General features: G+C 44.8%; 24 protein-coding genes. 16 read left to right on the plus strand and 8 right to left on the minus strand.

Translation table 11 applies throughout. The features are described from left to right. Window positions 1–56: 56 nt before the first annotated feature. The 4 genes from ruvC (at window position 57) to GSQ66_RS07895 (ending at window position 4,177) form a co-directional block, all read left to right on the plus strand. The gene (gene ruvC, locus GSQ66_RS07880; RefSeq protein ID WP_233150403.1) at window positions 57–563 is read left to right on the plus strand and encodes a crossover junction endodeoxyribonuclease RuvC; all 507 of its coding nucleotides are present in this window, start codon (window positions 57–59) and stop codon (window positions 561–563) included. 999 nt (window positions 564–1,562) lie between these two features. Further along, window positions 1,563–2,378, plus strand: coding sequence for an MlaE family ABC transporter permease (locus GSQ66_RS07885; RefSeq protein ID WP_162426965.1), 816 nt, complete (start codon window positions 1,563–1,565; stop codon window positions 2,376–2,378). A gap of 12 nt (window positions 2,379–2,390) precedes the next feature. After that, window positions 2,391–3,164, plus strand: coding sequence for an ABC transporter ATP-binding protein (locus GSQ66_RS07890; RefSeq protein ID WP_162426966.1), 774 nt, complete (start codon window positions 2,391–2,393; stop codon window positions 3,162–3,164). Further along, entirely contained in the window at window positions 3,164–4,177 is a 1,014-nt protein-coding gene (locus tag GSQ66_RS07895) for an MlaD family protein (protein ID WP_162426967.1), read from the plus strand. The genes GSQ66_RS07890 and GSQ66_RS07895 overlap by 1 nt, the downstream gene beginning before the upstream one ends. Window positions 4,178–5,114: 937 nt before the next feature. On the opposite strand, the gene GSQ66_RS07900 is transcribed toward GSQ66_RS07895, so the two are convergent. From GSQ66_RS07900 to rsmA, 5 genes are all read right to left on the minus strand, one after another. Continuing rightward, window positions 5,115–5,513, minus strand: coding sequence for an HIT family protein (locus tag GSQ66_RS07900; protein ID WP_162426968.1), 399 nt, complete (start codon window positions 5,511–5,513; stop codon window positions 5,115–5,117). A 3-nt stretch (window positions 5,514–5,516) separates the two neighbouring features. Further along, a complete protein-coding gene (gene greA, locus GSQ66_RS07905; protein WP_162426969.1) occupies window positions 5,517–5,990 on the minus strand; it encodes a transcription elongation factor GreA in 474 nt (157 codons plus the stop codon). A gap of 294 nt (window positions 5,991–6,284) precedes the next feature. Further along, a complete protein-coding gene (locus GSQ66_RS07910; RefSeq protein WP_162426970.1) occupies window positions 6,285–7,217 on the minus strand; it encodes an NAD(P)-dependent oxidoreductase in 933 nt (310 codons plus the stop codon). Between the two features lie 86 nt (window positions 7,218–7,303). Beyond that, window positions 7,304–8,656 (minus strand): magnesium transporter, encoded by a 1,353-nt coding sequence (gene mgtE / locus GSQ66_RS07915; RefSeq protein ID WP_162426971.1) that lies wholly within the window; start codon window positions 8,654–8,656, stop codon window positions 7,304–7,306. 3 nt (window positions 8,657–8,659) lie between these two features. Beyond that, entirely contained in the window at window positions 8,660–9,439 is a 780-nt protein-coding gene (gene rsmA / locus GSQ66_RS07920) for a 16S rRNA (adenine(1518)-N(6)/adenine(1519)-N(6))-dimethyltransferase RsmA (protein ID WP_162426972.1), read from the minus strand. 149 nt (window positions 9,440–9,588) lie between these two features. Between rsmA and GSQ66_RS07925 the strand changes: the two genes are divergently transcribed. The 7 genes from GSQ66_RS07925 to GSQ66_RS07955 all read left to right on the plus strand — a co-directional run bounded on the left by GSQ66_RS07925 (window position 9,589) and on the right by GSQ66_RS07955 (window position 16,258). After that, on the plus strand, window positions 9,589–11,022 hold the full coding sequence (locus GSQ66_RS07925) for a leucyl aminopeptidase family protein (RefSeq protein WP_162426973.1): 1,434 nt from the start codon (window positions 9,589–9,591) through the stop codon (window positions 11,020–11,022). A 5-nt stretch (window positions 11,023–11,027) separates the two neighbouring features. After that, on the plus strand, window positions 11,028–12,050 hold the full coding sequence (pdxA, locus tag GSQ66_RS07930; protein ID WP_162426974.1) for a 4-hydroxythreonine-4-phosphate dehydrogenase PdxA: 1,023 nt from the start codon (window positions 11,028–11,030) through the stop codon (window positions 12,048–12,050). A gap of 63 nt (window positions 12,051–12,113) precedes the next feature. Next, window positions 12,114–12,662 carry a YceD family protein gene (locus GSQ66_RS07935; protein WP_162426975.1) on the plus strand — a complete coding sequence of 183 codons (549 nt, stop codon included), beginning with the start codon at window positions 12,114–12,116 and terminating at the stop codon, window positions 12,660–12,662. A 49-nt stretch (window positions 12,663–12,711) separates the two neighbouring features. Then, window positions 12,712–12,909: a 50S ribosomal protein L32 gene (gene rpmF / locus GSQ66_RS07940; RefSeq protein ID WP_162426976.1), complete on the plus strand. Its 198-nt coding sequence runs from the start codon at window positions 12,712–12,714 to the stop codon at window positions 12,907–12,909. Between the two features lie 46 nt (window positions 12,910–12,955). After that, complete coding sequence (plsX, locus tag GSQ66_RS07945) at window positions 12,956–13,897, plus strand: phosphate acyltransferase PlsX (RefSeq protein ID WP_162426977.1); 942 nt, start codon at window positions 12,956–12,958, stop codon at window positions 13,895–13,897. 136 nt (window positions 13,898–14,033) lie between these two features. Then, window positions 14,034–15,032 carry a beta-ketoacyl-ACP synthase III gene (locus GSQ66_RS07950; RefSeq protein WP_162426978.1) on the plus strand — a complete coding sequence of 333 codons (999 nt, stop codon included), beginning with the start codon at window positions 14,034–14,036 and terminating at the stop codon, window positions 15,030–15,032. A 98-nt stretch (window positions 15,033–15,130) separates the two neighbouring features. Further along, window positions 15,131–16,258 carry a hypothetical protein gene (locus GSQ66_RS07955; RefSeq protein WP_162426979.1) on the plus strand — a complete coding sequence of 376 codons (1,128 nt, stop codon included), beginning with the start codon at window positions 15,131–15,133 and terminating at the stop codon, window positions 16,256–16,258. An 82-nt stretch (window positions 16,259–16,340) separates the two neighbouring features. Here the strand turns inward: GSQ66_RS07955 and GSQ66_RS07960 are convergent, their stop codons facing one another. Continuing rightward, complete coding sequence (locus tag GSQ66_RS07960) at window positions 16,341–16,784, minus strand: tRNA (5-methylaminomethyl-2-thiouridylate)-methyltransferase (RefSeq protein ID WP_162426980.1); 444 nt, start codon at window positions 16,782–16,784, stop codon at window positions 16,341–16,343. 473 nt (window positions 16,785–17,257) lie between these two features. Here GSQ66_RS07960 and efp point away from each other — a divergent pair, with 473 nt between their 5' ends. From efp to GSQ66_RS07980, 4 genes are all read left to right on the plus strand, one after another. After that, window positions 17,258–17,821 (plus strand): elongation factor P, encoded by a 564-nt coding sequence (efp, locus tag GSQ66_RS07965; protein ID WP_162426981.1) that lies wholly within the window; start codon window positions 17,258–17,260, stop codon window positions 17,819–17,821. 3 nt (window positions 17,822–17,824) lie between these two features. Beyond that, window positions 17,825–18,304 carry an acetyl-CoA carboxylase biotin carboxyl carrier protein gene (gene accB / locus GSQ66_RS07970; protein WP_162426982.1) on the plus strand — a complete coding sequence of 160 codons (480 nt, stop codon included), beginning with the start codon at window positions 17,825–17,827 and terminating at the stop codon, window positions 18,302–18,304. Between the two features lie 129 nt (window positions 18,305–18,433). Continuing rightward, entirely contained in the window at window positions 18,434–19,780 is a 1,347-nt protein-coding gene (gene accC, locus GSQ66_RS07975) for an acetyl-CoA carboxylase biotin carboxylase subunit (protein ID WP_162426983.1), read from the plus strand. A gap of 128 nt (window positions 19,781–19,908) precedes the next feature. After that, window positions 19,909–20,349 carry a DUF5004 domain-containing protein gene (locus GSQ66_RS07980; RefSeq protein ID WP_162426984.1) on the plus strand — a complete coding sequence of 147 codons (441 nt, stop codon included), beginning with the start codon at window positions 19,909–19,911 and terminating at the stop codon, window positions 20,347–20,349. A 169-nt stretch (window positions 20,350–20,518) separates the two neighbouring features. Here the strand turns inward: GSQ66_RS07980 and GSQ66_RS07985 are convergent, their stop codons facing one another. After that, complete coding sequence (locus GSQ66_RS07985; RefSeq protein ID WP_162426985.1) at window positions 20,519–21,094, minus strand: DUF3109 family protein; 576 nt, start codon at window positions 21,092–21,094, stop codon at window positions 20,519–20,521. Between the two features lie 792 nt (window positions 21,095–21,886). Continuing rightward, on the minus strand, window positions 21,887–23,539 hold the full coding sequence (locus GSQ66_RS07990; RefSeq protein WP_162426986.1) for an ankyrin repeat domain-containing protein: 1,653 nt from the start codon (window positions 23,537–23,539) through the stop codon (window positions 21,887–21,889). Window positions 23,540–23,830: 291 nt separating this feature from the next. Between GSQ66_RS07990 and GSQ66_RS07995 the strand changes: the two genes are divergently transcribed. Continuing rightward, window positions 23,831–26,083 (plus strand): ATP-dependent helicase, encoded by a 2,253-nt coding sequence (locus tag GSQ66_RS07995; protein WP_162426987.1) that lies wholly within the window; start codon window positions 23,831–23,833, stop codon window positions 26,081–26,083. Window positions 26,084–26,121 lie beyond the last annotated feature (38 nt).

The following is a 26,121-nucleotide window of genomic DNA, read 5'->3' on the forward strand; positions in this document are numbered from 1 at the left end:
CTTCTGCGCTTCCGCCAAACAAACTTATTCTCGGCATCGACCCCGGCACCCAGGTTATGGGCTACGGCCTGATTGAAGTTACAGGTTCTAAGGTAAAGGTAGTGCAGTATGGCGTTATTCACCTTAAAAGTTACAGCAACCACGCCATCAAGTTAAAGAAAATTTTTGACCGTATGATACAGCTCATCGACGAATACCTTCCCGACGAGCTGGCCATCGAGTCTCCTTTCTTTGGTGTGAACGTGCAGAGTATGCTGAAACTAGGCCGTGCCCAGGGAGTTGCCATTGCCGCCGCTCTTTCCCGCGACATTCCTTACGTAGAGTATGCGCCTAAAAAAGTAAAACAATCGGTTACCGGAAATGGAAATGCCTCCAAAGAGCAGGTTGCCAGCATGCTGGTGCAGATCCTGAAAATTCAGCCAGACCCCAAGATGTTCGATGCGACGGATGCTTTATCGGTTGCGTTGTGTCATCATTATCAGAAAGGGAATAATGCCAAGTCCGGAGCTAAATCCTGGAAAGGTTTTTTAACGGATAACCCGGACAGGGTTGCTTCAAAGTAAATTTCGTATTTCAGGTTTATATAGTTTAAGCCGGGATAGCAGTATGCGCAGCTCCTGCTAGTCGCATTCCCGAACTTGTTTCGAGGCGTCTCGATTATAGTTCTATGCTTTTCGAGCGTCATCCCGAGCGTCAGTCGAGGGATCTTATATGTCCTATAGTTTCTTTTTTGTCATTTCGACGTCAGGAGAAATCTGGGTTCTATAGTTTGCTATAGTTGCAACCTGAACCAAGCCTTTCTTCTATAGTTACTTCTAATCCTGGGAGCTCTACTCACCTATCGTTCTATAGTTTGCCTTGGTGCCTTACGGCCGGGAGGCCCCGTCTTGGGGGTAGGGGCCCTCGATAAGGGCATCGCGCTGCTGCTTTCTTGCTACCCTCGTACCTCGGGTTGCCTGGCGGCACCGCAACAAAGCAAAGGCGCTCAACCCAAAGACTGTGATCAGTTCGATAGCTATAGTTGCTATAGTTTACTTGAGAAACTATAGTTGCATCGCTTTATCGTGGCTGTAGTTTCGTAGGGACAGGTCGCGACCTGTCCGATCCTGGTCTGCAACTATAGAACTATAACTTAAACTATAGCAACAACAGAAATTCCCCTCTTGGGAGGGGTAGGGGTGGGTTAAAACAACAACTATAAAACGATAGTCTAAACTATAACAACAGCAGAAACTCCACTTTCAGAGGGAACAGAACTTTACTTTTGCTTGATTGGGGAAGAAATTAGTCCACAATTCCCAAAACTCTCTCCGTATTAAACATCGAACCTGGCAAAACAAACGTTACATAAGCCCTGTTGTATCGCATCAACTATAAACTTTACTTTATCCGAAATATACTATATAAACTGCGTTACGTTAGGCATACAAATGCATTTGAATTACATTTGCGTTTTAAAACCCTGAATCTCGGGCTACCCGTTAGATGAGTAAATCAGTTTAACAGCCCTGATTCGCATTTTTTAAAAAACTCTAGTAAAAATCGGCACCAGAAAACAGCCAATGGATTATAGTAACAGAGATAAAACTAAAACACGCCGCCGCAAATACTTTATTACCAAAAGGCTGGATCGCCTGTTTCTGGAACTGTACCAGATCTATGCTTTCGTTTCCAGGTTTTTCCGTGAAGTCTTTTTCCCGCCATACGAAGGCAGAGAAATTATAAAGCAGTGCTATGAGGTTGGTGTTAAGTCACTTCCACTCATCACGATCACCGCTTTTATTATAGGTATTGTTTTTACCAACCAGTCGCGCCCATCACTCTCCGAGTTCGGAGCAACATCCTGGTTACCGGCACTTATTTCGGTGGCGATAGTACGCGCTATGGGCCCATTGGTAACTGCTATTATTGCCTCTGGTAAAGTAGGCTCAAGTATAGGAGCAGAACTTGGCTCTATGCGTGTAACAGAGCAGATAGATGCTATGGAAGTTTCGGCCACAAACCCATACAAGTTTCTGGTAGTAAGCCGTGTACTGGCAACTACATTTATGATACCGGCCCTGACCATGTATACAACGTTTGTTGCTTTGCTGGGTGGTTATGTAAACGTACACCAGAATGAGCTTACAACGCTCACTACTTTCTTTACGCAGGTTTTCGACGCTATTACCTTCCTGGATATCATTGCTTCTTCGGTAAAGTCTGTGCTGTTTGGTTTTACAATAGGTATGGTAGGTTGCTACAAAGGCTACCACTCTTCCAAGGGTACCGAGGGCGTTGGTAAAGCGGCTAATTCATCGGTGGTTACAGCTATGTTCCTTATTTTCATTGAAGAGCTTCTGACCATGCAGGTTATCAATGCAATTCGTGTTATGTAACTGCCTGAGCTCATGAAGAAACCTAGTTCTAAGATAGATTACACCCAGAAAGTGATCACCATTAAGGGCCTTACAAAAGCCTTTGATGACTATGAAGTATTGAAAGGCGTGGATCTGGATCTTTATAAAGGAGAGAACCTGGTTGTGCTGGGCCGTTCCGGTACCGGTAAATCCGTTCTGATCAAGATAATTTCCGGTTTATTGCGCCCGGATAGTGGTTATGTAAATGTGCTGGGCCAGGAAGTAGATAAACTCACGCCGAAACAATTGGATGAGCTGCGTTTGAAGATCGGCTTCTCGTTCCAGAACAGTGCCCTTTACGACAGCATGACGGTAAAGGAAAACCTGGAATTTCCGCTGATACGGCACTCAAAAGACATGACTGCCCGCGACCGTTCACGTATTATTGATGTTGTGCTGGAGGCAGTCGGGCTGGCACAAACAATTAACCAGATGCCTTCGGAACTATCGGGTGGGCAGCGCAAGCGTATAGGCATTGCCCGTACATTAATTCTGAGACCGGAAATTATGCTCTATGATGAGCCAACGGCAGGTCTGGACCCGATCACAAGCCAGGACATAAATAACTTAATTAACGAAGTACAACGACGCTTTAACACGTCATCCATCATAATTACCCATGATTTAACTTGTGCAAAGGCCGTTGGCAACCGCATAGTAATGCTCCTGGATGGCCAGTTTCAGCGCCAGGGCAGTTTTGAGGAAGTGTTTGATACAGAGGATGAACGCGTTAAAGCTTTTTATAACTACAACTTTACTGAATAATGAATACGGCAGATAATAAACGCGCTATTATAGTTGGCATTTTTGTGCTCTTTGCCCTGCTTATACTAATAGTAGGTATTTTTACGCTGGGTGGCCAACAGAAACGCTTTATATCCACTATAACAGTAAAAGCTGTTTTTGATGATGTGGCCGGCCTGAAGCAGGGTAACAATGTCTGGTTCTCGGGTGTAAAGATCGGTACTATCAAGTCCATTAAATTGTATGGCGACTCGCAGGTAGAGGTGATCATGAACATTGAGGAAAGTACGCAGCAGTTTATCCGTAAAGATGCTGTTGCCCGTATCAGCTCCGAAAGTTTTATCGGTAACAAAAACATCATCATCGAAAGTGGCAGCCCGCAATCGCCGCCTGTAGAAGATGGCGACAGACTTGCAGCCGTAAACCCCCTGAACACCGACGACCTGATGGAAACGTTGCAGCAAAACAACAAGAACCTGGTAGCTATTACCGGAGACTTTAAACAGTTATCGTCTAAATTAGTGAACGGAGAGGGTACTGTAGGTGCAATGCTTACCGATACGGCTATGGCTGACAATTTCAGGGCGATGGTAGCAAACCTGCAACGAGTTTCGCAGAACACCATGCAGGCCTCTAACGACCTTAGCCGTTTCACTTCTCAGCTAAACACGCCAGGTAGCCTTGCCAGCGAGCTGCTGACTGATACTACAGTTTATAAACAGATTCAGGCGTCTATGGCTCAATTAAAGCAGGCTACTACCTCGGCAGCTACGCTTACCCAAAACCTGCAGAAGGCAAGCACTAACCTGAACGACAAAAACAACGCTATGGGCGTATTGCTGACAGATAAAGAGTTTGCCCGTAACCTGAAGCATACCATGCAAAACCTGGAAACCAGCACTCAGAAGTTTGACCAGAACATGGAGGCTTTGCAAAGCAATTTCCTGCTACGCGGGTTCTTTAAAAAGCAGGCGAAGGAACAGGAAAAGCAGAATATGCCACAACCAGTTCAGCCGGATACTACTAAAATATAGGTATAGCTAATACTAAAAGAGCGGAGTAAGTTTATGCTTGCTCCGCTCTTTTTATTGGGTATAGTTTTAGTCATTTAGCTCGTTCGCCAGGAAATCTCAATCGTTTCATAGTTTCTCTTTAGTCATTTCGAACATTCTTGAGACGCGAGTCGAAGAGAGGCAGCGCAGCTGTGAGGGGTTATAATTGTTCTATAGTTTCTCTTTTGTCATTTCGACGTCAGGAGAAATCTGGGTTCTATAGTTTGCTATAGTTGCAACCTGAACCAAGCCTTTCTTCTATAGTTTCTTCTAATCCTGGGAGCTTTACTTACCTACTGTTCTATAGTTTGCTTTGGTGCCCTCACGGCCGGGAGGCCTCGTCTTTAGGCTTCGCGCTGCTGCTTTCTTGCTACCCTCGCTCTGCTCGTGTTGCCTTGCGGCACCGCAACAAAGCAAAGGCGCTCAACCCAAAGACTGAGATCAGTTCGATAGCTAAACTATAGTTGACTGAGCTGCTATAGTTGCATGGCTTTATCGTGGTTGCAGTTCCGTAGGGACAGGTCGCGACCTGTCCGATCTTGGTCTATAACTATAAGACTACAACTCAAACTATAACTATAGCAGAAAATTCCCCTCTTGGGAGGGGCAGGGGTGGGTTAAAACGCCAACTATAGAACTATAGCCACAACTATAGCAATACCCTTTATCCCAGAAATCCTTTAAATCTCACTTAATCCCGGTTCAGACAATGCCTATCCCTGCCGGGCCAGTTGCGTCAGCTGACTCAACACCATTCCAAGTCACGAGTGAGGACACTCGCGCCAGCAGCATGAACTATAAAAAAGTAGTATTATCCCTTCTCCTGTTGTTTGAAGAAGCCCGGGCTTAGGTGAGGTAAAACAAAATCGCCGGAACAAAGTGTTGACTTCATCCCGGCGATTTTTAAATTTTATAGTTTCTAACCCTGATAAGCGGCTTTTATCTTTTCAAGCGTTTCTCCAAACTCCTGCTGGCTGTACTGCTTTTTGTTGGCAAAATTCATATCCTGCATACTGTTTAATGGTATCAGATGTACGTGTGCATGCGGAACTTCAAGTCCAACTACAGCTACTCCAATACGCTTACAGGGCACAGCTTTCTCAATGGCAGCAGCTACCTTTTTAGCAAAAGCCATCAGGCCCAGGTAAAGCTCGTCATTCAGGTCGAAAATATAATCTGTCTGCTGCTTCGGTATAACTAAGGTGTGGCCTTTCGTTGTCGGGAATACATCCAGGAAAGCAAGGAAACGGTCGTCTTCCGCTACTTTATAAGCAGGTATCTCACCATTCACAATCTTAGTAAATATCGAAGCTTCCATAGTTTATCGGCTAATTTCCAGAATCTCAAACTTTATTTTTCCTGCAGGTACTGTTATTTCAGCCACATCCCCAACCGATAAACCTAACAAGCCTTTACCGATCGGAGATTTTACTGATATCTTGCCAGAAGCCAGATCCGCCTCTTCCTCAGCTACCAAAGTATAGTCTACTACCATATTGTTCTTCAGGTTTTTGATCTTCACTTTAGAAAGGATTAGGGCCTTGCTCGCATCCAGCCCGGACTCATCAATCAGGCGGGCATTGCCAACCACCTCTTCCAGTTTCGAGATCTTCAGTTCCAGGTGTCCCTGCGCATCTTTCGCTGCGTCGTACTCGGCATTCTCACTTAAGTCGCCTTTATCGCGGGCTTCGGCAAGCTGGCGCGCCACTTCAGAGCGGCCTTTTGTTTTAAGCTCCTGTAACTCTTCTTTAAGTTTCTGTAAACCCTCTGCAGTGTAATAAGATACTTTGCTCATACTCTATTCTTCTTGTTTAAAACACAAAAACAAAGAGAACGGTTATGGCATGCATAACCGTTCTCTTTGCAAACTATATAAATTATATTGGTTCTCTATTTTTGTATAACACCACCTTTAGCGGCGTTACCTACTCTATACATACGCTGGTAATCAGGTATTTGATTAACTCCGGCAGCTATAGTTCCGGAATGCTGTTAAGGCAAATATAATAAATTTTTAATTACAAGTACCTTTCGTCATCATTTAAAAATTTTCTCAGAATTATACCGGCAAAACGCCTTGTACTGTGTTTTATAGTTGGAGCAGCGCTTTTATTTTGGCTGTAAGTACTTCGTTTATTTTAATATATGATTCGTGGGTCCAGCCGCCAATATGGGGAGTAAGTACTACGTTCGGGGCCTGCACCAGGTAATTATAGCTGGCCAGCTGTTTTTCGGTAAGCGTATGTAGTTTCTCATTCTCCAGCACATCAAGGGCCGCACCTTTTATAGTTCCTTTCTTAAGGTGCTCTACCAAGGCATCCTGATCCACAACCTCGCCGCGTGATGTATTTAAAAACCAGACAGGCTTTTTGAAACCACTGAAGAAGGCATAGTCAGCAAAGTTATAGTTCTCCGGGATGTACGGAATATGGAAACTCACCACATCGGCCTCCGCTTGTATCACCTCCATGGGTACCTGTTCTGCCGGCACCGATACTTTTTCAGGGGCAAACTTATCGTAAGCTAAAATACGGCATCCAAAGCTTTGCAACAAACTGGCAAAACTCTGGCCCATGTTTCCGTAGCCAAAAATACCGACAGTCTTGCCTCCAATCTCTTCGCCGCGATTCTCTTCGCGCAACCATACTTTATTGCGCACTTCGTGGTCGCTGCGAACTATATTACGGGTAAGTGACAGCAGCAGGCCCAGTGTAAACTCCCCTACTGCCTGGCTGTTTCCTTCGTTAGCCGACAATAAAGCTATACCACGTTCCTCAAGCGCCTTTGCATCTATGTTATCTACGCCTGCACCAGCACGGGCTATAAACTTCAGCTTATCGGCGTGCTTTATAGTTTCAGCGGTGATACGCATTTTGCTCCGAACTATAAGCCCGTCAAAACCTGCCAGCGCTTCGCATACCTCTACCGGTTTTATAGTTGGTCTATAGTCCGCTTTCACCCCTATTTGCTCCAACATCGGAAAAATACTCGGGTGCATTTCGTCTATGATCAGGACAAGCATTATACGTTAGCAAGTTTGAATATTGAGAATTACAAAGCATTAAACACGGTTAACGAACTATAGTTGTTTAGAGAACCTGTAATGCGTTATAAGTTATAGAGCAGATGTGCTACGCCAAAGTAGATGGCCAGGCCAAGCAGGTCGTTTGCTGTAGTTATAAACGGGCCGGCGGCAACAGCAGGGTTTATACCTACCTTATCTAAAATCATTGGCGTTAAAGTACCCATCATGGAAGCAAGCATCACTACCGAAAACAGCGCCACTGATACTACCACAGAAAGTGTAAGGTCTTGCCAGGACAGGTAAGTAAATGCAAAAACAAGGCTGGAAATGATCAGTGCATTCAGCAGCGCTACCATGATCAGCTTAAACATACGCTGTGCGAATTTATCGAACATCACAGTGTTTGAGGATAGTGTCTGGATAATGATGGAAGAGGACTGAATGCCTACGTTTCCGCCCGTTGCTGTAATAAGTGGCACAAACAGTGCCAGCGCCGGCAGCAGGGCAATGTCTTTCTCGAACAGTCCCATAAATTTTGCTGCCAGTAAACCGCCTACCATACCTATAATTAGCCAGGGAATACGCGAGCGTGAAATTCGGAACACGCTGTCATCTTCCTCCACGTTCTCGGAAATACCGGTCATGAGCTGACGGCTGAGTTCGGCCTGCTCCTGCATAACGTCTACCACGTCGTCAATGGTAATACGGCCCAGCAAACGCCCTTGTATGTTCACGACAGGTATGGCTTCCAGGTCATACTTCTGCATCACGCTTACCACCTCGTTCTCATCCCGGAAAGACTCGATCGAGATAACATCGGTACTATAGATATCTTTTACCAGCTTATCATCGCGGGAGAGCAGCAGCGCTTTTACACTCACACGCCCAACTAATATGTCTTTGTTATCAACTACATAAACGGTGTAGATACGCTCCACATCTTCGGCCTGCCTGCGAATTTCTTCTATACACTGCCGTACGCGCCAGTTAAGATTTACTTTTATAAGCTCTTTCGCCATCAGACCACCGGCACAGTCTTCTTCGTAGTGCAGCAGGTCCAGTATGTCTTCGGCTTTTTCTTCGTTCTCGATTAGGGCTATTACCTCTTCACGCGTCTGCACCGATTGCTCGTTGAGTATATCCACGGCATCATCGGAATGCATCAGGTTAATGTAGCGGGCAATCTCGGCAGAGGTAAAGTACTGCAGAAAATCGGTGCGGATATCGTAATCCAGGTTACTCAGTATTTCAGAACCAACTTCGGGCGGAAGCAGGTCCATCACATACTTCGATTCGTTGGCATCCAGTTCGTAGAGCACCGTAGTAATATCGGCCGGGTACATTTCGGCCATCGTACTCAGAATAAATTCCGAGTCCTTACGTTCAATGGCTTCTTCTACCTGGTCAATATACTCTCTTGTGATCTCTACCTGCATACGCTATTTGTTCTGCTCTACCAGCTGGGTTAATACTATAAAATCCTGTACCGACAGTTGTTCGGCACGCTTATCGAAAACGGGCTGCGCCTGTATTTCAGGCGGCAAGTTATAACTTTTGAGACAGTTACGCAGTGTTTTGCGTCGTGTTCCGAAACTCTGTTTTACCACCTCAAAGAACAGCTTCTCATTACAAGCCAGTTCTTTCACATCGTTGCGGATTAAACTAATAACCCCGGACTTTACTTTTGGAGGCGGATGGAACACATGCTCATGAACCGTAAAGTTGTATTCTATTCTGTAAAAGGCCTGCAGCAGCACACTCAGGATACCATAGGTTTTAGAGCCCGGAGGCGCTGCAATGCGCTCAGCCACTTCCTTTTGTATCATACACACCACTTCCGGAATCACATCACGGTGCTTTAATACTGCAAAGAATATCTGGCTCGATATGTTGTAAGGGAAGTTACCGATGATCGCGAACTTACCTGGGAACAGTTTGCTCAGATCCGTCTTCAGAAAGTCAGCAGAAATGATGCGGTCTTCGAGTTGCGGAAAATGTTCTTTTAAGTAAGCTATAGATTCACGGTCGATATCGATTACGGTAGTTCTGTATTCCTTGTGCTGCAACAGATATTGCGTGAGCACACCCATACCCGGACCAATTTCCAAAACATCCTGCACGCCCTCGGGCATGGTCAGTTGCTCCACTATCTTCTGGGCTATGTTCTGGTCGACCAGGAAATGCTGGCCTAGATGTTTTTTCGGACTTACTTTGCTCACTTTCTACACTTTATAGTTTACGGCGCAGTATTATACTTTTTGCCGGAAACCCGTTATACCTTTATTGTGCGCTAAACGGCTATGGCTGCTTGTTTTCGCATTACGTTTTATAGTTACTATATTGCAGCCTTCAAAGATACGAACGACAAATGCCAACACAACTTAAATACGACACAAGCTTAGCTAAAAATACCGACCTGGCACTGATCATAGCTGCCGACAAGGGAAATGAGTTGCAGGAACTGCAGCCGGAAGAGCAAAACTATGTGCTACAGCAGTTACAGCAGGAAGCCAAGTTCATTTACCTGAACCGCTATTCGCACCGCGTGTATATAGTTGTAACCCCTGACTGCAAAACCGAGGACCAGAAAAACGAAGCACTTCGCCAAGCGGGCCATAGTTTATTAAAGCAGCTGAGAAACGATAAATCAGAAAGCATATCTATAGTTGATAAAACCGGCGGCAATGCCAGCCTGTACGTAGCCGAGGGCTTATATCTGAGCAACTACCAGTATTTTAAGCATAAAACCAAAGATGCCAAGGAAACGACGCTTAAAACGATAACTATAGCCGACGAAACGATAGATGCAAAACAGGTAGAGGAACTGGCCAATCTACTGGAAGCCGTTTATAAAACGCGCAGCCTGATTAACGAGCCACACAGCCATCAGTCGGCATCACAGTTGAGCGAGCAACTGGAAGAACTGGCGAATGAAGCCGGTTTTAGCCTGGATGTGCTGGACGAGCTAAAGATCCAGAGCCTGAAAATGGGCGGATTACTGGCCGTGAACCAGGGCAGCGAAGAGCCTGCTACTTTTAATATATTAGAGTGGAAGCCAGAGAACGCTAAAAACAGCAAACCTTATGTGCTGGTAGGCAAAGGTGTAGTGTACGATACCGGCGGGCTCAGCTTAAAGCCTACACCGATGTCGATGGACTTCATGAAGTCGGATATGGCAGGTGCTGCTGCAGTAACCGGTGTATTGTATGCCGCCGCTAAAAACAACTTACCACTTCATATCATAGGCCTCATTCCGGCTACGGATAACCGCCCGGGCGGACAAGCTGTAGCACCTGGCGATGTAATTACCATGTACAATGGCATGACCGTGGAAGTACTTAACACCGACGCCGAAGGCCGGTTAATATTAGCTGACGCGCTGAGCTTTGCTAAAAAGTACAACCCTGAGCTGGTAATTGATCTGGCAACACTGACCGGTGCAGCGCAGCGGGCTTTAGGCAAGGAAGCCTTAGCGGCCATGGGTACTGCCGGCGACGAGGTAATGAACGAGCTGAAAAAGGCAGGAAATAAAGTACACGAGCGCATTGTGGATTTCCCGCTTTACGACGAGTATAAAAAGCAGCTGGAGTCTGATATTGCCGACCTGAAAAACATTGGCGGTGCCGAAGCTGGCCATATTACAGCCGGTAAGTTCCTGGAAGCCTTTACAGATTACCCTTGGGTGCACTTTGATATTGCCGGTACTGCTTATTTACATGCCGAAGATTCTTACCGCGGCAAACTGGCAACCGGCTCGGGCGTACGCTTAGTGTATAACTTTCTTAGCACGAAAGCTAACTAAACAATATGGACAACCGATTTAAAGCCAGACTGGGCTTAACTATAGGCGACACCAACGGCATTGGCCCGGAAGTGATCATCAAAACCTTATCAGACCAGCGTGTACTTAATTTTTGTACGCCGGTTATATATGCATCTGCCAACGTGCTTAACAAAGTGCGCAAGGCGCTGAGTGCCGAGCATTTCCATTACCAGCAGGTACAGTCAGTCCAGGCTATAGTTCCTAAAAAAGTGAACCTGATCAACTGCCTGGACGAGAACCTAGAAACCAACCTGGGCAACCCGACCCCGGAATCTGGTAAGGCTTCGCTGGACTCTTTGATGGCCGCCTCCCGCGACCTGAAAGCCGGCCTGCTGGATGGTATTGTTACGGCGCCTATTGATAAGGAGAACATTCAGACCGAAGAATTTAAATTCCCGGGCCATACCGAGTTCCTGACCTCTTATTTTGATGCGCCCGAAAGTTTGATGCTGCTGGTGAGCGGCGACCTGCGCGTGGCAACTATAACCGGCCACATGCCTGTAAAAGATGTTTCGACCAGGATCAGCTTCGACCTGATTATACGCAAAGTAACGATACTGCTGGAGTCGCTGAAGAAGGATTTTGGCATACTGAAACCACGCATTGCTATACTCGGCCTTAACCCGCACGCCGGCGAAAACGGATTATTGGGTACTGAAGAGTTAGAAATTATACGCCCGGCCATTATGCACCTGAAAGAAAAAGGCCACCTGGTTTTTGGCCCCTACCCTGCCGATGGTTTCTTTGGGATGCAGCAGTACAAGCAGGTGGATGCCGTAGTTTCGATGTACCACGACCAGGGGCTAATACCGTTTAAAACGCTTGCTTTTGAGAGTGGTGTTAACTTTACAGCCGGCTTACCTGTAGTTCGTACCTCACCCGACCACGGCACGGCCTACGATATTGCCAGCAAACATACGGCCAGCGAAACCTCTTTCAGAGAAGCATTGTTCCTGGCCTGCGATATAATTAAAAAGAGAACTGCAGAACAAATGCCTGTTGTTTAAGGCACAGGTATTTTATTTGTCAGAATAATGTTCTAATTTTGCAACTTGCAATAAAAAAAGGTAGTGAAGAAGCTAAAAGAATACGAGATCAACATTGCCAAACTCAGCAATAAAACGCACCAGTTCGAGTTTGACATGGATGATTCTTTCTTTGAACTTTTCAGCGGAGAGATCATGCATGGCGGCAAACTGCACGCTGATGTAGAACTGGAAAAGACGGAAACGTTGCTGACCCTGCACTTTGACATTAAAGGAACCGTACGCTTAACCTGCGACAGAAGCCTGGAAGAGTTTGATCAGCCGGTAGATGTACAGGAAACGTTCCGCATGAAGTTTGGTCCGGAAGATAAGGAACTGGACGAAGACCTGTGGATGATAGCAAGCGATACGCAGCAGATAAACGTGGCACAGCACCTGTACGATTACATCGGGTTGTCGCTGCCAATGAAAAAGCTGCATCCACGGTTCCTGGAAGAAGAGGATGAAAACAGCGATGATGATATCCTGATCTACTCTTCGAAGCATGCCGGTGACACGGATAGTGACAGCGATGAAGGAGATGATGACGATGACATTGATCCACGCTGGGATGCACTGAAAAACCTGAATTAGTAGTAGCTTAACGAATTATAAACACAGTAAATAAATATTTAACTAAAAAATGGCACATCCTAAACGTAAGATTTCGAAGACCAGAAGAGATAAGAGAAGAACTCATTATAAACTTTCTGAGAAAGCCATTGCGATCTGCCCAACTACGGATACTCCGCACCTTTTCCACCACGCTTATGTAGTAGAAGGTGACCTGTTCCATAAAGGCAAGCTTGCAATCAAAAATTATACAACTAACGCTCAGTAAGCTTTAGCTGCTATTTAGTACTGTATAGTTTAACATCAACCACTACATGAGGATCGCCTTAGACGCAATGGGTGGCGATTATGCACCGGAGGCTATAGTTAAAGGTGCCATACTTGCCGAAAAGCAGCTTCCTGAACAATATGAAATTTTGCTTATAGGCAAAGAGACTATTGTACAGCAGTTATTACAAGAATACGGGTATACTGGCAAAAGCATTAAAGTGGTTAATGCCAGCCAGGTAATTGAGATGGGCGAACACCCAACCAAAGCCCTTACCCAAAAACCGGACTCCAGCATAGCAGTCGGTTACGGATTACTGAAAGCCGGGAAAGCAGATGCTTTCTGCAGCGCAGGAAATACCGGAGCCATGCTTGTAGGGGCCATGTTCAGCGTTAAAGCTATAGAAGGAATTTTAAGGCCATCTATAGCCGGGCTTGTTCCGAAATTAAAGGGTGGTTATGGCATTATGCTGGATGTTGGTGCAAATGCAGATTGCAAACCGGAAGTACTGGAGCAGTTTGCAGAGCTTGGCTCAATTTACGCCAAGTATGTACTCGATATCAAAAATCCTAAAGTAGGGTTGATGAACCTGGGCGAAGAGGAAGGCAAAGGAACTGTGAACACACAGGCCGCCCACCAACGCTTAAAGGTAAATCAAACTATAAACTTTATCGGCAACATAGAAGGCCGCGACGTTTTTAATGATAAAGCAGACGTTATAGTTTGCGACGGTTACACTGGTAACATTATCCTTAAAATGGCAGAGTCTATCTACGACATATTAAACGAGAAGAAGATGCATGATCCTTTCTTCGACAAGTTTAACTATGAAGCCGAAGGGGGAAGTCCTATTTTAGGTATAAACGGCAATGCGGTTATTGGTCACGGGGTGTCTACTCCTACTGCGATCTGCAACATGGTGCTGCAGGCCCAGAAAATGGTAGCTACTAACCTGTCTGAACGTTTCAGAAAGAACTATAGCGAATAATATCGGTGGCGCTTGTTGCCACAATTTGAACTTGGCATAAACTATATCAGTTATCTTTTTAAGGTACTGAGGGTTTGTGCCAAGTTTTTTTTTGTAACTTGCCCGCCTTAATCTAACAACCTAATACCTTTTAAAGATGAGTAAAATTACTGCCGCGATTACAGGTGTAGCAGGCTACGTACCCGAATACGTGCTTACCAACAAGGAGCTCGAAACAATGGTGGAAACCAATGACGAATGGATAACCTCCCGCACCGGCATTAAGGAAAGGCGCATTTTAAAAGGCGAAGGCAAAGGAACATCTCATATTGCAGTACCGGCAGTACTTGACTTGCTAAAGAAGACGAATACAAAACCTGAAGAAGTTGATCTCCTTATCTGTGCCACCACTACTCCTGATATGGTTTTCCCGGCAACGGCTAACCTTATTACAGCAGAAGTAGGCGCAGTGAATGCATTTGGTTATGACCTGCAGGCTGCCTGCTCCGGTTTCCTTTTTGCGCTAGCCACTGGTTCTAAATTTATTGAGTCTGGGCAGTATAAAAAAGTAATTGTAGTTGGTGCTGATAAAATGTCTGCAATTGTAGACTATACTGACAGGGCAACCTGCATTATTTTTGGTGACGGTGGCGGCGCTGTGATGCTGGAACCAAACACAGAAGGTCTCGGTATCATCGACTCAGTTTTAAAATCAGATGGAACAGGTGCACAGTTCCTGCACATGAAAGCAGGCGGTAGCCGCAAACCAGCAACTATAGAAACAGTGCAGGCTCGTGAGCATTATGCTTACCAGGAAGGTCAGCAGGTATTCAAGTTTGCCGTTAAAGGTATGGCTGATGTGTCTGCAGAAGTAATGGAGCGCAATAACCTGACCGGCGACGATGTGGCGTGGCTGGTACCGCACCAGGCTAACAAACGCATTATTGAAGCTACAGCCAACCGTATGGGCCTGAGCAACGAGAAAGTGATGCTAAACATCCATAAATATGGTAACACCACCAGCGGCACTATTCCGCTTTGCCTGTGGGAGTATGAAAGTCAGCTGAAAAAAGGCGATAACATCGTATTAGCAGCATTTGGCGGTGGCTTTACCTGGGGTGCCATTTACCTCAAGTGGGCCTACGATCCGAAATAAAAGTCCAGATATTATATATTTGCTATATATTAAAAGGTGATCTTTGGATCACCTTTTTTATTGCCCTGAATTATAGTATATCCAAAATAATGCTCTAAATGAACAAACTCTTTACACTTCTTTTTATCTTCTTTTCGGTTTCAATAATTAAAGTAAACGCCCAGGCCAGTGCCTTTGAAGAAGGATTTATAATAAATAGCCAGGATACGATAAGGGGCTACATAAAAAGCGTTTCTGACCTGGATCTCAGCAAATCGGTACAATTTAAGACGGATATTAACTCTGAAATTGTTACAGATTATTTGCCGGGAGATATAGCTGGCTTTGGATTTAACAACACCGGATTTCGCTTTGCTACAGTAATAGTGGAGATCTTAAAGGGCGCCAATTTAACCTACCATAAAAGGTTTGCAAAGTTAATTCTCAGTGGCTACACTGACCTGTATAAGTTGCCAATACCCAAAGAAGAACAGTCAATAGCTACAACTAAAGGTAATACCTTATTGTATATACTCCGGAAAGATACAACTGATTATACACTAGGCTTGTATGAGACAATGAGTAGCATACATGTCCAAAAAAACAAAAGGTATATTGGCATGTTAAAGGCAGCCTTTAACGATTGTGAAAGCCTTAAACTTAATCTGGATAAGTTAAACTTCAATGATAAAGCTATCCTTGAAGCTGTAACAGAATATAACAGATGTAAAGCACCAGCTCAGCAAAGCATACTTCAGGCTTACGAAGCAAAGGCTGTTGTTAAACGTGGTCCAGAGCTATCTTACGCAAAATTATATATCCCCAAAGAGCCAGCTAACGTTAGCGGGCAGGGCTTTTCAGCAGGTTATTTCTGGGACATTATACAACCTGGCGAAAGTAGAAAATACTCTACAAAATTAGGCCTGAACTACACGTATTATCTGCGTAAGACAGACTCAACAGATCCTGAAATAGAAGATGTAGTTATACATTATGTCCGGATGCCTTTCTCAGTGCAGTACAACTTAAAAGATCCGATCATCTCTACCACCGTACCTTTTTTTAGTGTTGGATTCACTACTCAGATATCTCAAAAATTAAATTCGGCAGATCTTATGCCGTTGCCAAGTGTTGGAATAGGTATGTATTTAAATAAATTCAGGCTCTCGGCTTTACTTGAAAACGAAGGATTTAAACTATCAAACCCTAAAATTCTGAGCGTAGCAATAGGTTTCAGAGTTAAATAACTACCTGAATCAGGTTCACAAAAAAGCGGCCTTACAGCCGCTTTTTTATTTTAAAACCAAGCCAACAACTTTAAACTATAGTTTACCCGATCATCTGGCCTCTGCCATAGTCTGCCTGCTCAGCAATACCGCCTTCCGGTCTATCAGCTTCTGATAGTTTAGCGAGGCAAAACGCGCCAATGGCCATTACCAGGTCACGCACCGCAACATCAAAATACTCGCCAGTAGTTACCAGGTTTATAGCTATACCCACCAGCCAGGCAGCTACAATATACCCTCCTATTCTTGGGCGCAGTAAAACTAAAACTCCGGCAATAATCTCGATTACGCCAACTATAAGCATAAAAGTGTGCGGGCTAAACGGAATGATGTCGGCAACGACAGGGCTCAGGTACTTGTCCCAGTTAGTGAGCAGGTGTGTAAACTTATCTAGACCTGCCACAATGGGTACGATGGCATAAGTGTACTTTAGAAGCGACCACACGGTATGCACGCGGTCTGTTGAAATACTGGTTGCTGTGTTCATGATATTACCCTCCTTTAAAATTAAAGTTCTGGTAATTAGATGTACTATAGTTAAATCCGTTACAAAGACAGGTGCAACATCATGAAAAACAACACTTTAAACTTTAAAAGCTCTAAGGGGTAAACTATAGTTCAGACAGTAAGGATCGAGAGAGACGAGACGGCCTGATTAGAACTATAGATCAAGCGACATTAAGTTACTGGTAGCGGCTTGATGCTTAAGCACCGGGCCCAAGGCATAAGTTTAAGTTTAGCCTGAAAACTGGACAGGGTTGAACTATAAAAGTGCTTTAAAGCTATAGTATCGAAAATATTACGCATGCATACCATATTAACTAAATGGGAGTAAAACAACTTAAAATCATACCTTTTTTCAAAACAAATCCGGCAGATTGACTAACTTTGTTTGCAGAACATAGTTTTGCGCTATACTTTTATCGTTTCATTTAAGTACAACACGATTCAGAATACTATATGGCAACCACAGCTGATATTAAAAACGGCGTTGTGATCGAATACAACAACGACCTTTACCAGGTAATAGATTTCCAGCACGTAAAGCCAGGCAAAGGCCCAGCATTCGTTAGAACCAAGCTAAGAAATATCAAAAGTGGTAAAGTATTAGATAACACCTTTTCGGCAGGCCATAAAATTACAACTGCCCGCGTAGAGCAACGCCCACACCAGTTCATTTACAAAGATGACATGGGCTACAACTTTATGGACATGAGCTCTTTTGAACAGTTAGCATTACCAGAAGTAATGGTGCCGTTTGCTGACCTGATGAAAGAAGGCCAGGAAGTAACGATCCTATTCCACGCAGAAACTGAAAGCCCGCTTACCTGCGAGATCCCTCCTTTTGTAGAGTTAACAATTACCTATACAGAGCCGGGCCTTAAAGGCGATACCGCAACAAACGCATCAAAACCAGCCATTGTAGAGACAGGCGCAACCATTCAGGTGCCTCTTTTCATTGGCCAGGACGAAAAAATAAAAGTAGACACTCGTACTTATTCTTACGCAGAAAGAGTAAAATAACACATGAAAGCTAAAGAAATCCAGGACCTTATCGACTTCATCGCCAAATCCGGCCTGAACAAAGTCAACATCGAAACAGAAGAATTCAAGATATCGGTACAGCGTGATGCTGCTCAGAAGGTAAAGTATGTTAGTGAGCCATCTCACCATGCTCCTGCTGCTCCGGCTGCCGCCGCGCCACAAACTGCTCCGGCACCTGCACCAGCTGCCCCTGCTGCCGCTCCGGTATCCGACGACAGCAAATATGTAGCTATCAAGGCGCCAATGATCGGTACTTTCTACCGTGCTGCAAGCCCCGAATCTCCTATCTTTGTGAATGTGGGTGATGAGGTGAAAAAAGGCCAGGTGATCTGTATCATCGAAGCTATGAAACTGTTCAACGAGATCGAGTCTGAAGTATCAGGTAAGATCGTGAAAGTGTTGGTAGACAATGCTACGCCAGTTGAGTACGACCAGCCATTGTTCCTGGTAGATCCTAGCTAATTCATTGATTTGAAAATTTGAAAATGTGAAGATTTGAAGATGGAGACGGCACTTACCTTCTCCATTTTTATATCATTTTCACTTTACATCTCTGCATTTCCAAATCTCCAAATCTTCTAATCTGACAATATGTTTAAAAAAATATTAATTGCCAACCGGGGCGAGATTGCACTGCGCATTATTCGTACGTGCAAAGAGATGGGCATAAAAACGGTAGCGGTTTATTCTACTGCCGACAAGGAAAGCCTGCACGTGCGATTTGCTGATGAAGCAGTCTGCATTGGCCCTGCACCAAGTTCACAGTCTTACCTGAACATCCCGCACATTATTGCTGCTGCCGAAATCACTAATGCAGACGCAATTCACCCGGGCTACGGTTTCCTGTCTGAGAATGCTGAGTTCTCGCGCATTTGTGCTGAAAATAACATTAAGTTTATAGGTGCTTCGCCAGAAATGATCAACCAGATGGGTGACAAATCTTCGGCAAAAGCAACTATGCAGAAAGCGGGTGTACCTACTATACCAGGTTCTCCGGGCTTGTTAAAGTCTTTTGAAGAAGGGATCAAGCTTGCTGCCAAGATCAAGTATCCGGTAATCATCAAAGCAACTGCCGGTGGTGGTGGCCGTGGTATGCGTATCATCAAAGATCCGTCTGAGTTCGAGAAAATGTGGAACGATGCCCGTACCGAAGCTGCAGCTGCATTTGGTAACGATGGTATTTACCTGGAGAAATTTATCGAAGAGCCACGTCACATCGAGATTCAGCTGATCGGTGACCAGCATGGCCAGGTAGCTCACCTTTCGGAGCGTGATTGTTCTATTCAGCGTCGTCATCAGAAACTGGTTGAAGAAACACCTTCTCCTTTTATTACAGACGATCTGCGTGAGCGCATGGGCCAGGCAGCTATTGCCGGTGCTAAAGCCATTAACTACGAAGGTGTTGGAACTATAGAATTCCTGGTAGACAAGAACCGTGACTTCTACTTTATGGAGATGAACACGCGTATCCAGGTAGAGCACCCGATCACGGAAGAAGTTATTGATTACGACCTGATCAAGGAGCAGATTAAGGTAGCTGCCGGCGAGCGAATTTCCGGTAAAAACTACTACCCTAAAATGCACGCCATCGAGTGCCGTATCAATGCGGAAGACCCTAAGAACGGATTCCGTCCTTGCCCGGGCAAGATTACAAACCTGCACGTACCAGGCGGTCACGGCGTTCGCGTAGACTCTCACGTGTACTCTGGTTACACGATACCGTCTAACTACGACTCTATGATCGCAAAGCTGATTGTAAGCGCACAGACCCGTGAAGAAGCACTTGTAAAAATGAAGCGTGCCCTGAGTGAATTCGTGATCGAAGGTATCAAAACAACTGTACCTTTCCACCTGAAGCTGATGGATGATCCGGGTTTTAAAGAAGGCAACTTTACAACGGCTTACTTAGAGAATTTCGATTTCAAATCGATTGAGTAAGTAGCCTGAACTATAAACAAAAAAGCCGGTGCATTTGTACCGGCTTTTTTGTTTGCAGAACATATAACATAGGATATAGTTAATCTTCTATATATATTGCCATCAATGTTCAACTCTTTTATTATTTTATGAAAACTTTTAAACTTTACAGCCTTTTTTTACTTTCAATTCTTTTTGTTTTCTCATCTTGCAGCAAAGATGACGATCCTAAACCACAAACTAAAACAGAACTTCTCACCGCCAAAGCCTGGAAAATAACTAAAATCAAAGAAAATGGTATCGATATTACCAACAGGTCTGATATGGCAATATTGAAAAATGTGCGTATCAAATATAATACTGATGGGACATATACACAGACAAGTTCTGGAATAGTTCACATAGGAATATGGGAATTTAACAATAATGAAACACTCCTTGTATATGCTCCTAATACTAAAGTTGAGGAAAACTGGGATATTATAGAACTAAAAAGCGGTTCTCTAAAAGTTAGAACTACAATGATTTATGAAGATGAATATGGAGTTAAGAAAACTATGCTTGTAGAATTAGAAATGAATCACGCATAACCGTAGTAACTACAAAAAAAGCCGGTGCATTTGTACCGGCTTTTTTTGTTCACTGACTATCTGTTTAACATATAATACAAACTATAAACTTATATAACCCAATCTCATAAAAAAAGCGGGACAGAGTTTTTTACTGCATCCCGCTTTCGGATTGTAAACTATAGCTGAATTAAACTTTCTCTGGTTCTTCTTCCATCAGTTGTGTCAGCTCGTTATACCAGCCTTCTCCATACTTACGGATAAGAGGCTCTTTCAGGAATTGATAAACTTTTACTCCAAGGTCCTGACCAAAATTACAGGCTGCAGCGCAAATGCTCCAACGGTCATAGTTCAGCGCTTCAAAGTCATCATACTTTGTAATACGGATTGGGTACAGATGGCACGAGATCGGTTTTTTCCAACTGATCTTTCCATCGTAATACGCCTGTTCGATAGCACATTTCAGTATGCCTTTCTCATCGTATAGCGCATACGCACACTCACGGTTTTCTATAGTTGGGGTGGAGTAATCGCCTTCAAAATCTTTGATGTATAGCCCCTGCTCTTCTACTGCCAGTTTGCCGGCACCAGTCATGTATGGTTTAATGTGCTCGTAATTATCAGCGAGTATCGCCAGCTCACTTTCTTCCAGCGGAGCGCCCAGGTCGCCTTCTACGCAGCAGGCTCCTTTGCATTTCTCGAGGTTACAAACAAAAAAATTATCACGGATGTCGTCGCTGATAACGGTATTCTGAAGGACTATCATATTCTACTAAGGCAATCGGAAGGGAACTTTGCTTCCTGTGTTTAAAGAGACAAAGGTAACCAGAAAATAGTTTAGAAGATGTTTAAGTTGGTAATCGAACTTCTTAGATCTTTTGTTATCCCGAGCAACGCCGAAGGATCTTGTATGTACTATAGTTATAAATTCACCCCTTCCCAACCTTGCCCTAATAACGGGGAAAGGAGTTTAGGTATAATCTTATAGTTTCTTACTTGTCATTTCGAGCGCCAACCGAGAAATCTTATTTGTTCTATAGCTATAGTTACTGCAACCGGGGAAAAGACGCAAAGTATTGCGTCTCTACAATTCCATTTTGCGCGGACAGGTCCCAACCTGCCCGATCTTGGTCTGTAACTATAGAACTATAACCTAACTATAACTATAGCCGAAATTCCACTCTTGAGAGGGGCAGGGTTGTGTTTAATGTACCAGATCTCTCACGCTGTTTGAGATGACAAAGTAAAAAGCATTGGTAGATTAACTCCTTCCCCTGTTATTAGGGGAAGGCTGGGAAGGGGTCAAACGCCTATTATAGAACTATAGCTTCAGCCTTTGCCATGCCTGTCCCTGTCGGGCCAGTTGAGTCAGGAGACTCAACTTCATAGTAAGTCACGAGTCTGGAGACTCGCGCCAGCGTTACGGACTCTAACATTACTAACTATTAAGTTATAGACCTTTAAACTCAACTATAGAAAAGCCAAAAACTCTCCCATTACTAAAAACAAAGAAGGTGACTACCTTTCGATAATCACCTTTTAATTTCTAAGAATAGCCTTAATTCTGTTTTGCTGGAGAACCGGCAGCCATCAGGATGTTACTTACGTTTTCCTGTTTGGTATAGTCAATAGCTGTTTTACCGGACTGGTCTTTTAGTTTTGGATCAGCGCCTGCCTGTATCAGAGCCAGTATTATCTCAAAGTTTGAATTCAGCTCGCAGGCTAACATTAAAGGGGTTTTCCCTTCGTTGTTCTGCAGGTTTGGGTTTGCACCGGAAGCTAATAGCTTTTCGAGCTCCATAATGCCAATATGCTGTCCGTTTGTAGATTGCAGAGCAGCTGTAAGGGCAGTGCTACCTTCTTTGTCTTTTATGTTCAGATCGGCTTTGTATTTGATAAGCGTATCCAGTAGCTGCACTTGTTCCTGCTCAAACAACTGGGAGTTAGTGATGCGCGCCCCCGCAACGGTATGATGAAGTGCAGTGCGGCCATCACTATCCTGTGCATTAACATCAGCACCTTTTCGCAGCAATATACCCGCCATTACCGGACGTACTTCTGGTTGGTAGATTACGCCGTAATCCTCCAGCAACAACGGAATGTAAAGAGTATTCATCAGCGGTGTTCGCCCATGCAACTCTTCTGCTTCGTAATCATCCGGAATAGCAGTGGTATTCACATTTGCCTTGTTTTTAAGGGCACGTTCCAGCATATCAGGATTACGGTTTATAGCTGCAATTACCAACTTCTGGTCCGCTGACTGGTTCATGTAGCGGAGCTGCTCATAAGCACTTACACTACCCTTTGAAATGGCTTTGCGGTATAGTTTGCGTGCCTCATCCAGATTAGTTTCCCCTATTGTTCCTTCTTCGTGTAGCAGGCCTAAGGTGTAAAGTGCCTCACGGTCGCCGGCTTCAACACCTTTTTTCAGCCAGAAAACAGCCTTATCTTTATCGGGCTTCACTCCTTCCCCATCCAGGTATAAGTTGGCCAGGTAGGTATATGATACCACATCACCTTTATTGGCGGCGCGGTTCATATAATTAAAAGCATAGCCCAGGTCCTTCATTTCGCCGTAGCCGGTATAGTACATACTTCCCAGCATGCGGTTACTGAAAGCATCGCCTTCCACAGCTTTCTCCCGGATAACGATTGCTGCAGTTCGCATTTTCTGTAAAAAGTCCTGCTTGTCTTCTTCGTTACGAAGTATCATTAGCTCAGCCAGACCCAAATGTCCCAGCATGCTGTTTTCTTCTATGGCACGCTCAAAATAAAAGCGGGCAGAATCGGTGTTGGCAGAGAAAAACTTTGTGCGGTTCTGTATTTCCAGCAACGTATCGATCTTAACAGATTCGTACTTCAGTTCGCGGTACTGGTGCATACGGCCCAGGAAATAAAGGGCATCGCTCTCCCCCTCATTAATGGCTTGTTTAAATTTAGCATACGCTTCGTTAAACTGCAGCGACGTATAGTATGTCATCGCTTCCTGCATGGCCGGTGTTTGCCAGATCAGTTTTTCCGGAGCTTTCTCGGCAGGTTTAGGGGCTACCGGAGTGGTATTGGTTTTAGCAGCTGGTTTCTGAGCGGCTGCTTTTGGAGTGGTGGCAGTTTTATTTGTGGTTGCTTTTCCGTTTTTCGGTGCCGGTTTACTCTGTGCCGGGCTTAACTGTGCGCTAAAAACGAACAGGGTAAGCAGCAATAGTTTTTTCATGGCGGGTATGGTAGTGCGATATTTTTGATATATCATCCGTAAGATTTCTTCTTAATAAGAAGTTTGTTAACAGGCAAAAGTAACTATAAACAGCCTGTAATTCAAACCGGAACTATAGCTGGTGTTACAGTTACAAATTCCGGGCCCTTTTATTTAGCCTGCTATAAAACGCTTTTCAGATAAGTATTGTTCATAAGCTAACTATAGCTACCAATTTACACTGGCGGTTCTGAATACGGATTTGTATTCGTAAATTGCATAGATTTTAAAGACGCACGCGGAAGAGAACAAATGGATTATATTAGTTTATTGAACGAGTCGCAACGCAAGGCAGTACTTCACACCGAAGGCCCGGCCATGATCATTGCGGGTGCCGGCTCAGGCAAAACAAGAGTACTCACTTACCGGATCGCCCACCTAATCAGTTTAGGGGTTGATCCGTTTAACATACTGGCCCTTACCTTTACCAACAAGGCGGCTAAAGAAATGCGTCACCGTATCGAGAAAGTGATCGGTAACGAGGCCAAGAATATCTGGATGGGAACGTTCCACTCGGTTTTCTCACGCATTCTTCGTGCCGAAGCAGACAAGATCGGCTACCCGAAAAGCTTTACCATTTACGATACCGACGACTCCAAAACGCTCATTCGCAACATTGTGAAGGAGATGAACCTGGACGACAAACTATACAAGGCAAACGTAGTGCTGGGCCGCATCTCTTCTGCCAAAAACAAACTGATCTCGCATAAGCAGTACATGAGCGACCCGGTGATACAGGCCGACGACGAAGCTGCCATGCGCCCTAAGATTGGCAAGATATATGAGCAGTACCAGAACCGTTGCTTTAAGGCTGGTGCCATGGACTTTGATGATCTCCTGTTCCAGACCAACGTGCTTTTCCGTGACCACCCGGATGCGCTGAACAAATACCAGAACATCTTTAAGTTTGTAATGGTGGATGAGTACCAGGATACCAACTATTCGCAGTACCTGATCACACGTAAACTGGCAGCACAGAACCGCAACATAGTGGTGGTAGGTGATGATGCACAGTCTATTTACGCGTTCCGTGGAGCTGATATCCAGAACATACTCAACTTTGAGCGCGACTACCCGGAACTGGAAGTATTTAAGCTGGAGCAGAACTATAGATCAACCAAAAACATCGTTCACGCGGCTAATTCGGTTATTAAAAACAACACGGCACAGTTGCGCAAAGATGTTTTTACCGATAACGAACAGGGCCCGCTGATTGAAGTAATTAAGGCAAACTCGGATAACGAAGAAGGCAAACTGGTGGCTACGTCCATTTTCGAAGAGAAGATGAACAACCACCTCTCTTACGACGACTTCGCCATCTTATACCGTACCAACGCGCAGTCTAGGGCAATGGAAGAAGCCCTGCGCCGCATGAACATCAAGTATAAAATTGTGGGTGGCCTGTCGTTCTATCAACGCAAGGAGATTAAAGACCTGATTGCCTACCTGCGATTAACAGTCAACCCGAACGACGAGCAGGCGTTGCGCCGTGTGATAAACTACCCGAAACGCGGCATTGGTGAAACGACCGAATCGAAGATATTTGTAACGGCCGATGAGACCAACCACAGCGTTTGGGAAATAGTGCAGAATGCTGCGCAGTTTATGGGCAACCGCGTGGGCACCGCAATCGAGAACTTCTCGCTGATGATACGGGAGTTCGCGATCATGGCTGAGAACAACGACGCCTTTGAAGTGGCCAAGCATGTAGCCAAGCGCTCGGGTATTGTGGATGACCTGTACCAGGATAAGACCGTGGAAGGCCTTGCCCGCTACGAAAACATACAGGAATTGCTGAACGGTATTAAAGAATATGTAGACGATCCGGAGAAGGAAGATAAAAGCCTTTCGGCGTTTTTGCAGGATATTGCCCTTATTACCGATGCTGACACCAAAGCTGACCTGGATGGCGAGTTTGTAACCCTGATGACCATTCACTCGGCCAAAGGTCTGGAGTTTAAGAACGTGTTCATAGTTGGTATGGAAGAAAACCTTTTCCCGAGCCAGATGATGCTGAATTCCCGCGCTGACCTGGAAGAAGAACGTCGTCTGTTTTACGTAGCCATTACGCGTGCAGAAAAGAAACTATACCTGACCTACGCTACCAGCCGCTACCAGTGGGGTAACCTGCGGGCATGCGAGAAAAGTCGTTTCCTGGATGAGATAGATCCGAAGTACCTGAACTTTAAGTATGGCGATACAGGCAACACGGCTTCAGGCAGCATGCTGGACCGTGTGTTACAGCGTAAGAGCAGCATCAGTAGTTTGGTGCAGGCACCGCCGCGCAAGCAGGCTGCAACAGCCTACACCGCTCCTGCCGACTTTAAGCCAAGCGACACAAGCAACCTTGCGGCCGGTATGAAGGTAGAACACCCTAAATTCGGTTTTGGCGTAGTAACGCTGGTAGATACCCAGGGCAATAGCGTAAAAGCAACTATAAACTTTGATGAGGTAGGTGAAAAAACCCTGCTCCTGAGCTTTGCCAAGCTACGCATACATGAGTAATTAGAAATTGTGAATTAAAAATTGGAAATTGGGCCATG

Source organism: Pontibacter pudoricolor (assembly GCF_010092985.1).
Taxonomy (GTDB): domain Bacteria; phylum Bacteroidota; class Bacteroidia; order Cytophagales; family Hymenobacteraceae; genus Pontibacter; species Pontibacter pudoricolor.